At 67.1% G+C, this 11,724-nt stretch carries 15 protein-coding genes; 12 read left to right on the plus strand and 3 right to left on the minus strand.

All coding sequences use genetic code 11. The features are described from left to right. Nucleotides 1-1,311: a histidinol dehydrogenase gene (gene hisD, locus AC1PZ7_RS15000; protein WP_482356016.1), complete on the plus strand. Its 1,311-nt coding sequence runs from the start codon at nucleotides 1-3 to the stop codon at nucleotides 1,309-1,311. Nucleotides 1,312-1,323: 12 nt separating this feature from the next. Here hisD and AC1PZ7_RS15005 read toward each other — a convergent pair whose 3' ends face one another. Beyond that, nucleotides 1,324-2,289, minus strand: coding sequence for an SLAC1 family transporter (locus AC1PZ7_RS15005; protein ID WP_482356017.1), 966 nt, complete (start codon nucleotides 2,287-2,289; stop codon nucleotides 1,324-1,326). 190 nt (nucleotides 2,290-2,479) lie between these two features. Between AC1PZ7_RS15005 and AC1PZ7_RS15010 the strand changes: the two genes are divergently transcribed. Further along, nucleotides 2,480-2,896: a hypothetical protein gene (locus AC1PZ7_RS15010; protein ID WP_482356018.1), complete on the plus strand. Its 417-nt coding sequence runs from the start codon at nucleotides 2,480-2,482 to the stop codon at nucleotides 2,894-2,896. 194 nt (nucleotides 2,897-3,090) lie between these two features. On the opposite strand, the gene AC1PZ7_RS15015 is transcribed toward AC1PZ7_RS15010, so the two are convergent. Continuing rightward, entirely contained in the window at nucleotides 3,091-3,786 is a 696-nt protein-coding gene (locus tag AC1PZ7_RS15015; RefSeq protein WP_482356019.1) for a response regulator transcription factor, read from the minus strand. Next, nucleotides 3,779-4,918 (minus strand): sensor histidine kinase, encoded by a 1,140-nt coding sequence (locus AC1PZ7_RS15020; protein WP_482359652.1) that lies wholly within the window; start codon nucleotides 4,916-4,918, stop codon nucleotides 3,779-3,781. The genes AC1PZ7_RS15015 and AC1PZ7_RS15020 overlap by 8 nt, the downstream gene beginning before the upstream one ends. Nucleotides 4,919-5,525: 607 nt before the next feature. Here AC1PZ7_RS15020 and gvpA point away from each other — a divergent pair. The 10 genes from gvpA (at nucleotide 5,526) to AC1PZ7_RS15070 (ending at nucleotide 11,678) form a co-directional block, all read left to right on the plus strand. Further along, entirely contained in the window at nucleotides 5,526-5,738 is a 213-nt protein-coding gene (gene gvpA, locus AC1PZ7_RS15025) for a gas vesicle structural protein GvpA (protein ID WP_213372596.1), read from the plus strand. Between the two features lie 247 nt (nucleotides 5,739-5,985). Further along, on the plus strand, nucleotides 5,986-6,819 hold the full coding sequence (locus AC1PZ7_RS15030) for a hypothetical protein (protein WP_482356020.1): 834 nt from the start codon (nucleotides 5,986-5,988) through the stop codon (nucleotides 6,817-6,819). A gap of 106 nt (nucleotides 6,820-6,925) precedes the next feature. Further along, a complete protein-coding gene (gene gvpN, locus AC1PZ7_RS15035) occupies nucleotides 6,926-7,999 on the plus strand; it encodes a gas vesicle protein GvpN (RefSeq protein ID WP_482356021.1) in 1,074 nt (357 codons plus the stop codon). Further along, nucleotides 7,996-8,352, plus strand: a complete 357-nt coding sequence (locus tag AC1PZ7_RS15040) for a hypothetical protein (protein ID WP_482356022.1) — start codon at nucleotides 7,996-7,998, stop codon at nucleotides 8,350-8,352. The genes gvpN and AC1PZ7_RS15040 overlap by 4 nt, the downstream gene beginning before the upstream one ends. A 31-nt stretch (nucleotides 8,353-8,383) precedes the next feature. Beyond that, nucleotides 8,384-8,947, plus strand: a complete 564-nt coding sequence (locus tag AC1PZ7_RS15045) for an Hsp20/alpha crystallin family protein (RefSeq protein WP_482356023.1) — start codon at nucleotides 8,384-8,386, stop codon at nucleotides 8,945-8,947. 4 nt (nucleotides 8,948-8,951) lie between these two features. Continuing rightward, nucleotides 8,952-9,965: a hypothetical protein gene (locus AC1PZ7_RS15050; RefSeq protein ID WP_482356024.1), complete on the plus strand. Its 1,014-nt coding sequence runs from the start codon at nucleotides 8,952-8,954 to the stop codon at nucleotides 9,963-9,965. Continuing rightward, nucleotides 9,962-10,771 (plus strand): GvpL/GvpF family gas vesicle protein, encoded by an 810-nt coding sequence (locus tag AC1PZ7_RS15055; RefSeq protein WP_482356025.1) that lies wholly within the window; start codon nucleotides 9,962-9,964, stop codon nucleotides 10,769-10,771. The genes AC1PZ7_RS15050 and AC1PZ7_RS15055 overlap by 4 nt, the downstream gene beginning before the upstream one ends. Before the next feature lie 8 nt (nucleotides 10,772-10,779). Then, on the plus strand, nucleotides 10,780-11,031 hold the full coding sequence (locus AC1PZ7_RS15060; protein ID WP_482356026.1) for a gas vesicle protein GvpG: 252 nt from the start codon (nucleotides 10,780-10,782) through the stop codon (nucleotides 11,029-11,031). A 108-nt stretch (nucleotides 11,032-11,139) separates the two neighbouring features. Further along, the gene (locus tag AC1PZ7_RS15065) at nucleotides 11,140-11,403 is read left to right on the plus strand and encodes a gas vesicle protein GvpO (RefSeq protein ID WP_482356027.1); all 264 of its coding nucleotides are present in this window, start codon (nucleotides 11,140-11,142) and stop codon (nucleotides 11,401-11,403) included. Continuing rightward, on the plus strand, nucleotides 11,400-11,678 hold the full coding sequence (locus AC1PZ7_RS15070) for a hypothetical protein (RefSeq protein ID WP_482356028.1): 279 nt from the start codon (nucleotides 11,400-11,402) through the stop codon (nucleotides 11,676-11,678). The genes AC1PZ7_RS15065 and AC1PZ7_RS15070 overlap by 4 nt, the downstream gene beginning before the upstream one ends. Nucleotides 11,679-11,724 lie beyond the last annotated feature (46 nt).

Here is an 11,724-nt window from a genome sequence, read left to right on the forward strand (position 1 = left end):
ATGACCGTGACCTATATCAAGAAGGCCGTCCGTACCGCCCATTCCGACGAGGGCGACGTGCGGGATGCCGTCGCCGCCATGCTCGCCGCCATCGACGCCGAAGGCGAAGAGGCGGTACGCCGCTTCTCGCGCGAATTCGACAGATGGGAGGGCGAGATCGTCCTCTCGGACGATGCGCGGCAGGCGGCTATCGCGGCCGTGCCGGAAAAGACCAAGGACGACATCCGCTTCGCCCACGCCAATATCGCCCGCTTCGCGCAGGCGCAAAAGGCGACGGTGCTCGATTGCAGCGTCGAGGTGATTCCCGGCCTCATGGCCGGGCAGAAGCAGATCCCGGTCGAGGCCGCCGGCTGCTACGTGCCCGGCGGGCGCTACGCGCACATCGCCAGCGCCATCATGACCATCACCACGGCGCGCGTGGCGGGCGTCAGCCACGTCGTGGCCTGCTCGCCGCCCCGGCCGGGCCTCGGCATTCCCCCGGAGATCGTCTTCGCCATGGATCTGTGCGGCGCTGATGTGATCCTCAATCTCGGCGGCGTGCAGGGCGTCGCGGCGATGGCCAACGGCCTGTTCGGCCTGCCCAAGGCGGACGTGCTCGCCGGGCCCGGCAACCAGTACGTGGCGGAAGCCAAGCGCATCCTTTACGGCCGGGTCGGCATCGACATGTTCGCCGGACCGACCGACAGCATGATCCTCGCCGACGAAACGGGAGACGCTGAGTTCATCGCCAACGACCTGATCGGTCAGGCCGAGCACGGCTACAATTCGCCGGTGTGGCTGGTCACGACGTCGCGCGCTCTCGCCGACGAGGTGATGGCGCGCGTGCCGGCGCTGATCGGGGCGCTGCCGGAGCCGAACCGCTCCAGTGCCCATGCCGCCTGGGCCGACTATGCCGAAGTGATTTTGTGCGACAGCGCCGAGGAGATGGCGCAGGTGGCGGACAGCTACGCCCCCGAGCACCTGCACGTGCAGGCTGCCGATCTCGATTGGTGGCTCGGACGCCTGCGGGCCTATGGCTCGCTGTTCCTCGGCGAGGAGACGACGGTCGCCTTCGGCGACAAGACCTCCGGCCCGAACCACGTGCTGCCGACCTCCGGCGCGGCGCGCTACACCGGCGGGCTGTCGGTGCACAAATTCATGAAGACGGTGACGTGGCAGCGCGCAACCCGGGAGGCGGCGCGCGATCTCGCCCTTGTCACCGCCCGCATTTCACGCAGGGAGGGCATGGAAGGCCACGCGCGCACGGCCGATGTGCGCCTCGCCCGCTTCTTTCCCGGCGAAACGTTCGATCTTGTTCCGGCGAAGGAGTGACCCGCCCCCCGATCAGGAAGGGGCGGAACCGGCGCCGGCGGCCAGAAGCGCACGTGCCGTCTGGATCACGCTGCGCAGCGCGATCCAGCCGATGATCAGATTGCCGGCGATGAACAGCGGCACCGCGATCTGCTCGACCGGCTCTCCGGCACCCTGCTCGACGAGCTTGAGGGCGGCAAGCGGCAGGGCCGAGACGCCGAAGGTGTAGCCCCAGGCGCCCGGGCCGAAAGGCTGCTGCCGTAGCCACGGAACCAGCCGCAGCATGACCAGAGCCAGGAAGCAGCCATAGCCGAACAGGAGCAGCGCGAAGCGGTCCGCCGGCCCGGGGGACAGCGAGAGATAGGCGACGCAGGCCACGGCGGCCGGCGCGAGCTGCATCCCCAGCGTCGAGCGCTGCTCGGCCGGCAGGCGATGCTGGAACAGCCGCGTCAGGAACACCGATTCCATCGATATCCACGACAGCAGGCCCATGCCGAAGAACATCCAGCCAAGCGTCGGCTGGCCGAAGGTGGCGGAGGCGATGCCCGCGACCAGGCCGCCGCCCACCGTCGGCAGGTACAGCACCGGCGTCACGTTGAGCGGGTCGCGGCCGCCCTGCCACAGACCGCCGATGCTCCATGCGGCATAGGCGGCGACGCCTGCCGCCCCGGCGATGAACAGGCTCCATCCCAGAATCGGCACGTGCGGACCGATGGCGATGCTGGCGATCAGCGTCGCGACGGGAACCAGCGCGGCGACAAGGCCCTGCACCGGATGATCGAGTTCCTTGCGGGCCTCCTGCGGATGCAGCAGCCATTTGCCGGCATAGAGCGCGATCCACAGCAGCCAGAAGCCGAAGGCCGCCACGGCCAGCGTCTCGCCGATGAGTGCGGGAACGCCCCAGAGCCGGTTGACGGCGCGCCAGCCATTGGCGAGGCCGCCAAGGCCGAGGACGGTGCCGAAGAAGATCGGCCGCATGCGGAGGAAAAACGTCGTCACGGAGGCACCTGCTGCTGGAGAGCGGCGATAACTACCCCAAGCCGACGCGCGGATGAATGCCTCCTTCGGACCCATCCCCGGACGGCTGTCCACGAGGCACACCACGGCGGGAACCACAGATCCGGCTGGCCGGCGCGCGGCTTTCATGGGTAATTTGGTGGAGACCCCCATGGTCACCAGGGAGGGATCCATGCTCGCTCGTCTTCTCTTGACCGCCCTGTTGGCCCTCGGCGCGTCGCCGGCCTTTGCGCAGGCCGATGTCAGGCTGAAGCAGTCCTCGGAAACGCCCGAGCTGATGGAGGAGTACACCGCCTATATCGGTCGCGACGACCTCTACAACTCCTCCGGCGCCCGGCTCGGCAGTCCCTGGCAGGTGCTGCGGCAGGACCGGGCGAACTTTCACCAGTTCAAGATCCGCCAGCCCGGCGACCAGGGTGACGGGTTCTTCTCCAGCAAGGCCAACCGAGCCAGCTTCGAGCGCATGCTGCGGCAGGGAAAGATTTCTCCGGCTGCCGGCCGGATGATCATGAAGGGTGACGTGCTGGTCCACGTGCAGATCTGGGGCGAGGGCGACACCGGCACTTATGTCCAGGTCGAGGTGGAATAGGCGTCCTCCGACCACGACAGCCGCCGCGACGGCGAGGAGCGCGGCGCATCCGGCCGAATGCGCCGACCCAGCCCGTCGCCTGACATCCGCGACAGCCGAACGCGCCGCCCCGTCCTGGAAGGGGGCGGCGAACGGCATCGGCCGTCATGTCTGCGTTGCGTCCGGCGTGTCGTCCTCGTCCGCGTCTTCGCTGCTCATCGGGCCTTGCCGACCAGGAGGCAACCATGTTCGGACGCGCTGCGGCAGGCTACGTGTTCCCGCGAGCAGCGCAGGGGGTTATGGGTCGCCTTGGGGCAGCTTCCCACCATCCGCACCAGTTCGACGGGCGATTGCACCCCCATCTTGTGCAGAAGATTGACGCGATGCCCCTCCACCGCCTTGACGCTGAGGTTCAGGACATGCGCCGCGACCTTGTTGGGCTGGCCACGCAGCATGCATTGCAGCACGGACTGCTCGCGCTCCGTCAGGGTCGCCAGCTTGGTACGGATGTCGTCGCAGATCAGCTCGCAGGAATAGTCTTGCGAATCCCACCGGATCCAATGCTGAACGAGTTGCAGGAGGACGGTGTCGTTGACCGGCTTTTCAAGGAATTCGCGCGCGCCCGCATGAAGGGCCCGCACGGCCATCACCACATCCGCATGGCCGCTGATCATGACCACCGGCATGGTCCACCCGATCCGACCCACCTGCTCCAGAACCTCGATCCCGTTGATTCCCGGCAGGCGGACGTCGAGCAGCAGGCAGGACGGGCGGCTGATGTGGGTGAGTTCGAGAAAGGGCTGAGGATGCTGGAACATTTCGGTTTTCAGGCCAACCGAGCGGAACAGTGCCGCCAGAGATGCGTTAAGCCCGGGATCGTCATCGACGATATAGACGGCGGGCTCACGCATCCGCCGTCTCCTCTTCCCCGCGACAGGGAAGCCGAATGGTGAAACGGCTCCCCTCGCCCGGTTCCGCGGCCGCCTCGATGGTGCCCCCCAGCCGCTGGGCGAGCGTACGCGCGATGGACAGGCCCAGCCCGGAGCCGTTGGCCTTGGTGGTGATGAAGGGTTCGAAGATTCGCTCGCCGAGTTCCATGGGCAGGCCGATGCCGGTGTCGCGCACATCGACGCGCACCCTGGACGTGCCTTCGCGCGTGGTCTGGATGTCGAGATGGCGCTGGCCCGAGGGCTGCGGCCCCATGGCCTGGATCGCATTGGTGACGAGGTTGAGGATGATCTGTTGAAGGATGATCTGGTCGCCCTGCACCGCCGGCAATTCGGGAGCCAGTTGCAGCCTGAAATCGATCGACTGCTCCCGCATGGCGGGACCGGCAAAGCCGAGCACCACCTTCACCGCCGCGTTCACGCACGCATCCGCAGAGGATTGCGGCGAGCCCTTCAGGAACGATCTGAGGCTCTTGATCACATCGCCGGCCCGCGCCGCCTCGGCGCCGATATTGATGAGCACCTCCTCGAGTTCACCCACGCGAACGGCCCGTCCCATCAGGGACCTTCGGGCGGCGCCGGCGAAATTGACGATTGCCCCCAGGGGCTGGTTGATCTCATGGGCCAGCGCCATGGCCATCTCGCCGAGAGCCGCCTGCCGGTCGGCGCGAAGCAGCTCCTCCACCAGCACCTCAGTGGACCGCTGGGACGCCCGCCACGAGGTCTCGTCGACAAAAGCCAGGGCCTGCAGGGCGCCCGCCCCGGTCCCTTCGATGGGAAACCGCCGCGCCCGCAGATCCTGTGACGGCAAACCGACTGAGGTGCGGACCAGATCGATGTCCCCGCCCTGACCGGGCGGGGCGGAAAGCAAGGTGGCGATGTCGCCGGGAGTGAATGACAGACAGGTGAGAACGGTGAGCAGCGGCCGGCCGACCACTTGCGCGTGGGAGACACCAAAAAGCCGGGAGAAGGCGAGGTTCACCGACTGCACCGCTCCTCGCCGGAAGCTGATCACCCCTTCCGGGAAGTTTTCCAGAACAGCCCGGACATACTCACCCGATGATGCTCTTCTGGTCCGTGATACTGGAGAACGCATTGTCGACCCGGGCTTGACGCCGAAATTAATGGATGATTTCATTTCGAAATTCCCAATAAATTCTCGCCCCCGAGACAGTTTCTTGCTAACTACTCATATTGCTCTTACTCAGACCTTGCCGCTCCTACACAGCGGACAGCTGAATTGTCCAGATAATTATTTCAATCGGAAGACACGGCATCCACCCCGCGCCTTTTGCGCGACCTTGGGCGGCGTTGATAAGGCGACGTCGATCACGCATGTCGGGCGGTACTGCGGTCTCGTCGCCGGCCTCAGAATACGCGTAAAGGTTGAGAATACTACCGCAACCTTTCCCAGCCGGGATTATTTGTCGAAGTCGCGACAGGCGGGTCTTGAGCCGTCGGCCTGGCGGTCTTCCACCCCGGATCAGGGTTTCCCCCAGACCGATCAGGGCCCCCCCTCCCCGGTACCATGACCCCACCCGCGAAAGGCGGGTTTCCATCCCACGAGGGAGGAATCATGTGCCTTTCGCTCCGGGGCGCGTCCATCGCACAGTTGCGTCGCTCGAAGGCTCCGTCGGAGGCTCTGTCGGAGCTCGTTCGGTGACATTCGGGAATCATCCAGCTTTCATTCTGAGGAGGTTCAAATGGCCGTAGAGAAGATCAACGCCTCGAGCAGCCTCGCCGAAGTCGTGGATCGTATCCTCGACAAGGGCGTGGTGGTCGATGCCTGGGTTCGTGTTTCGCTCGTCGGTATCGAGCTGCTGGCCGTCGAGGCCCGCGTCGTCGTCGCCGGCGTCGACACCTACCTGAAGTATGCCGAAGCCGTCGGCCTCACGGCGAGTGCCCAGACCGCGTGACAGGAGCTCGATCGGATCTCCTGATCCGATCGGACGGGCCTATTCGGCTCGTGCTCTCTGGATCGGTTCTGCCGCAAGAACCGTGGTTCGTGCAGGCAGGGTTCGATGTCGGAGCCGATCAGCTTGCCCAGCAAGCTGATCGGTGACGTCGGCTATCGGATCGTCGGGCTAGATGGTCCGTGTGTCCTTCGAGCATCCAGCGATGAATGCAAGAACGAATTCAATCTTGGGCAAGGAGCACCGGAGCATGTCATTGGTCGGCCAGATTTCTCACACCGTCACGACACTCGCCTCCACGCGCCAGACGCGTCACGCGGAGCTTGGTCGCATCCGCAAGGATACCGCCCGTCATCTGGGCGATGCACATGCCGCCCGGCGCCGGATGGCCTCCGAGCAGCAGCACCGCCTCAGCGAGGCGCTGCGCACCATCAAGCTCGGCACCGCCATTCTCCTTGGCGAGGCGGATGAGCGGATCGATCGCTACCACAAGGCCCGCGTCAAGCAGGCCGCCCGCATCGATCGCGCTTTGGCCGAGGGGCTCAAATCGTTGCGCGGCAGCACGCGCAAATGGATCAGCACGCAGTCGGCGATGCGTCGCAAGGCAAGCGCGCAGGATCTTCGTCAGCGTCAGCAGGACCGAAAGGCCCTCGGCGCCGCCGTGCACGACCTGACGACCAGGAACCTTGCCTTTCTCGCCACACTGACGGCGGACCGACAGGAAGCGTCGAGCGTCTGGCGGGGGCGTGCCAAATCGGCCTCGGCGGCTGCGGCGGCCCGTCCCGGCGCCGCGCACGTCAAGACCGAGACGGCAAGCGTCGAGGCCATCAAGCCCGACGTCATCAAGACCGAGACGATGGACGTCCCGGTGAAGGCGGAACCGGTCGCCGCCGAAGCCGTCAAGGTCGAGCCCGCGAAGGCGGAGCCCGCAAAGGTCGAGCCTGCGAAGGTCGAGGCCGCCGCGTCGCCGATCGAGCCTGCCAAGGTTGCGGCCCCGGCCGCTTTGGACGGCAAGGCCGCCGCGGCCAGGGCGGCGGGCGAGAAGTCCGCGTCTGGAAAGTCGGCGTCTGGAAAGCTGGCGTGAACTCAAGCGGGCGCGCCCCAGAAGGCCTCGGGCGCCGGCGTTCGCAAGACGCCGGTGCCCAGAGGGCGGCCACCGTGAACTCGGCAACCCGACTAGGAGTCTCGGCATGACCATTGAGGCCGTATCCAAGGACCCGCATTTGACGCCGTCCCAGTTTGGCGCCGCGCCGCCGGCCCTCGCGCGGAATGAAGGCGTGCGTTCCGCGCCGACCGCGCTGACGCCCCGTCCTCGCACCGGATTCGTCGAAACCGAGCAGGTCCGCGACCTGACGCGGCGAGGGCTTGGCTTTCTCAAAGCCGGCTATCCGCTGCATTTCCGCGGCCCGGCGGGAACCGGGAAGACCACGCTCGCCCTGCACGTCGCGGCGCAGCTCGGAAGGCCGGTCATCATCATCACCGGCGACAACGAACTGGGCACGGCCGACCTCGTCGGCTCGCAGCGCGGCTACCACTACAGGAAGGTGGTGGACCAGTTCATCCACAACGTCACCAAGCTGGAAGAAACCGCCAACCAGCACTGGACCGACCATCGGCTGACCACCGCCTGTCGCGAGGGCTTCACCCTCGTCTATGACGAATTCACCCGCTCGCGGCCGGAAACGCACAACGTGCTGCTCGGCGTGTTCGAGGAGAGGATGCTGTTCCTGCCGGCGCAGGCGCGCGAGGAATGCTACATCAAGGTCCATCCGGAATTCCGGGCGATCTTCACCAGCAACCCGCAGGAATATGCCGGCGTCCATGCCAGCCAGGACGCCCTCGCCGATCGGCTCGCCACCATCGACGTCGACTATCCCGACCGGGCGATGGAACTGGCGGTGACGTCCGCCCGCACGGGCCTCGCCAGCACCAACGCCGCCCGGATCATCGACCTCGTGCGCGCCTTCCGCGCCTCCGGCGACTACCAGCAGACGCCGACCTTGCGCGCCAGCCTGATGATCGCCCGCGTGACGGTGCAAGAGGGGTTCGATGTCTCGATCGACGATCCCCGCTTCGTGCAGCTGTGCTCGGACGCGCTGGAATCGCGGATCTTTTCGGGGCAGCGCGCGGAGGAAGCCAACCGTGAGCAGCGGCGTGGTGCTCTCCTCGCCCTCATCGCGGAACACTGCCCCTCGACGATCACGCCGCGCATCCGGCGCGCGGGGGCCCGTTCGCGCGTCGTCGAGGAAGGCCATCAGCCATGAGCACCGACCATAAGGCGGCGCGGACGCGGGGGCTGCGGGACGTCTCCACGGTCCAGACCCGGCTCACCCGCTCCAAACCCTCCAATCGCACCCAGGCTGTGAGCCGTTTCGCGCGGCTGGAGAACGAGCGCAGCCGGATCCTGCGCGAGCTGGAAACCTGGAGCGCCCGCCATACCGAGGCGGAGCGGATGCTGGCCAAGGTCGACGAGGAACTCGCGGCGATGCGGATCCTCCTGCTCGACACACCACCCTCCCCGTCTCCGGCGCAATCCTCGCCGCGGCGCCGGCGAGGGCGCCAGGATGCGACGCCCGAGCCGGCGGCGGCACATTCACACGCACTCATCGAATACTAGGCATCTCAGGTCTGTGAAGGGGAGTGGCACCATGACCCGCAAGGACAAGAACAAGCACCAGGACGAGAGCCCGCGCAAGGAAGCAGGCGCCAGGCCGGATGCCGACCCCAAGGCCGAAGCTCTGGCCGATCTCGGGGCGGCGTTCCGTGGCCTCGGCGGCCTCGTGGAGATGCTGGGCTCGCTGGTGGAGAAAGCCGAGGACGTGCAGCGCGAGGGCGAGTTCAAGGTGAAGGGACTCGGCGATCAGGCCAGGGGCGTCTACGGCTTCAGCCTTCGCACCGGCATTGGCGGCGTTCCCCAGGTCCGGCGTTTCGGCAACCTCAACCCCACGGCCAAGGGCCCGACGGTGGAGGACGTGCGCGAGCCGCTGGTGGATGTGTTCGACGAGGCCGATGAGATCATCGTCACCGCCGAGATCCCCGGCGTGGCGGAGAACGAGATTTCGCTCGCGCTGGACGGCAACCGCCTCTCGCTCTCCACCACGGGACGCCACCTCTACGCCAAGACGATCACCCTGCCCGGCAAGGTCGACCCCGCTTCACTGGAGCGGAGCCACCGCAACGGCATCCTTCAGGCCAAGCTGCGAAAGGTCTGAAGCCATGACCGGGATGGCGGACGGGATCGGCGCATTCACCGTCGGCGCGGCCCGGGTCCGGGTCGTCACCGACTGCGCCGCCGACATCTCCGCCATCGTGCAGGCGGAAGAGCGCGTGGTGCGCCGGCTGGTGGACCTGGGACTATGGCGGCACGAGACGGTGACGCTGTTCGTGCTCGAGGATCTGGCACCACTGGTAGGCCAGCTCGCCCGGACCCACCGGCTGGTGGCCGACGATCTGGTGCGCCTGCCGCAGCGCCCCATGGTCAATCTCTACGACCCGCGCCACGCCGCCGAGTGCTTCGTCTTCGTCAACCGTCACATCATGACGGCGGAAGGCTATTGGGGCGACAGCCTCGCCGCCGAGGGCCTGCTCGCCCATGAGCACGCCCATCCCCTGTCCGAGGCACCCGCGACCGCCGCCGCCCGCGCCATGAACGTCGAGGCGGACGGGCCGGCGGCTCTTGCCCCGCTCGCCGCGCAACTGGGGCGGACACTGTCCACCGGCGCGGTGACCGAACTGCTCGCCAATGGCTTCTGCCTTGCCCATGGCTTTGCCGACGCGCTGAAGCATCTCGACCGCCTCACCCTGCACCGCGCGGTGAACAACCTGCCGCAGCGTGTCGAACTGGAGCGCCGGGCGAGCGCCGCGGTCGCCGCCGGCACGTTGCCGCCCGAGCAACTGCACCAGTTGCTGCGGCTCGCCGACGGCCAGATCAGCCTGCCCTTCGCCCTGGAACTGGTGCCCTTCGTCCAGTCCGGGCTCACCGCCGACGGCGCCGAGCTGGAGGCCCTGCTGATCGACGGCCTCATGTCCCGCATGGCCTCCGAAGTGGTGGGCCTCTACCGCGACCTGCGCGCGTGTTTTCTCCGCCTGCGGCCGGAATGGAGCGGCGAGGCGATCGCGACCTGGTGCGCGGACATCCTCATGCGCCTGTCCGCCTTTCTCTCCGCCGGCGGCGCGCCCCTCAATGTGCGCCTCGCCGCCGTGGCGCCCAACGCTGGAAGCCCGTCATGAGCGCCACATTGGCCGATCCCCTGAACCGAGCCGACGCCGCCACCGAGGCGTCGGAACTGGCCGACGGCAAATATCTCTACGGCATCATCGACGCCCCGGCGCCGGCGAGCTTCTCCGTGCCGGCCATCGGCGGGCGCGGCGACGAGGTGCACACAATCGCGCTGGGCCGCCTCGCGGCGGTGGTGAGCAATTCGCCGCGCATCGAGTACGACAACAGCCGCCGCAACATGCTTGCCCATACCCGCGTGCTCGAAGAGGTGATGGCCCAGCATACGCTGCTGCCGGTGTGCTTCGGCACGGTGGGGTCCGACGCCACGGTGATCGCCGACAAGATCCTGCGCGACCGTCGCGACGAACTCTCCGGGCTGCTGGAGCAGATGCGCGGACGGATGGAGCTCGGGCTGAAAGCGTCGTGGCGGGAAGAGGTGGTGTTCGAGGAGGTGCTGGCCGAGAATCCAGGCATCCGCAGGTTGCGCGATTCACTGGTCGGCCGCTCGCCGGACAAGAGCCATTACGAACGCATCCAGCTCGGCGAGCTGATCGGCCAGGCACTTGAACGCAAGCGCCGGGATGACGAGCAGCGCATCCTCGATCGGGTGCGGGCATTCGTGCACAAGACGCGGCTGAACAAGGTCATCGGCGACCGCATGGTGATGAACGGCGCTTTCCTGGTCGACGCGGCCCGTGAAGCCGAGCTCGACGCGAGCATCCGCGCCATGGATGAGGAATGGGGCTCGCGCCTCACCTTCAAATATGTCGGGCCGGTTCCGCCCTACAACTTCGTCACCATCACCATCCACTGGTAGGCGAGGCCATGGGCATTCTCACCGATGTGGTCTTCGCCCCGGCCGTCGGCCCGCTGAAAGGGCTGCTGTGGCTCGCCCGCATCATCGCCGAGCAGGCGGAACGCACCCTCTATGACGAGGACGTCATCCGCGCCGCCCTGCTCGACCTGGAGCAACAGCTCGAGGCCGGCGAGATCGGCGAGGACGAGTACGAAAAGCAGGAGGAGATCCTGCTCGAGCGCCTGAAGATCGCCCGCGAACGGATGCGCGGCGGCCCCTAGGCAAGGGAGACCGCCGAACGAAGCCTCGGCTTCCGCCCGTCCACACGAACGATCCCAGGCCAAAAGGCAAGGCCCGCGGCCAGCCCGCGCAGAGCCAGGAGGTTACGCATGGCGACGACACTGGAACTGATCCGCAAGGTGAAGACGCAGGTGCAGGAACTGACCAGTTTCTCCGCCGACAGCGTCTCGGACTTCACCCCCACCGAAACCGGCTGGGAGATGACGGTAAACGTGCTTGAGCTGAGTCGCATCCCGCCATCGACCGACCTGCTGGCCGCCTACCGCATCACCCTCGACACGGGCGGCAACGTCACCGGCTATCACCGTACCCGGCGCTATCTGCGCAGCCAGGCGATGGAAGAAGCCCCGTGACCAACAAAATGGGAGCGGCGCGCATCGTCTGCCCGGCAGGCATCTTCGCGGCGCAGGAGGACGAGATCCGCCACCTGACCGAGGAACTCAACCACGCGACGGCGCTGTCGGCACGGGTGGCGTTCGCGACCCGCCTGCAGGCGGCGGCCGAGAGCCTCCTCGTCTGCAAGCATCGACAGACGGACAACGTCAATTGCCGCCTGTGCGAGGACTTTTCGCGCCTGCGCGCCAACACCGCCGAACTGATCCTGCGGGCGGCGCGGCTGGCGTGCTGAAGAATGCCACGCGCCGCTCCGGCGCGCGGACACGGAGTGGACCGAG

It is taken from the genome of Ancylobacter sp. TW_SC_1 (assembly GCF_056836805.1).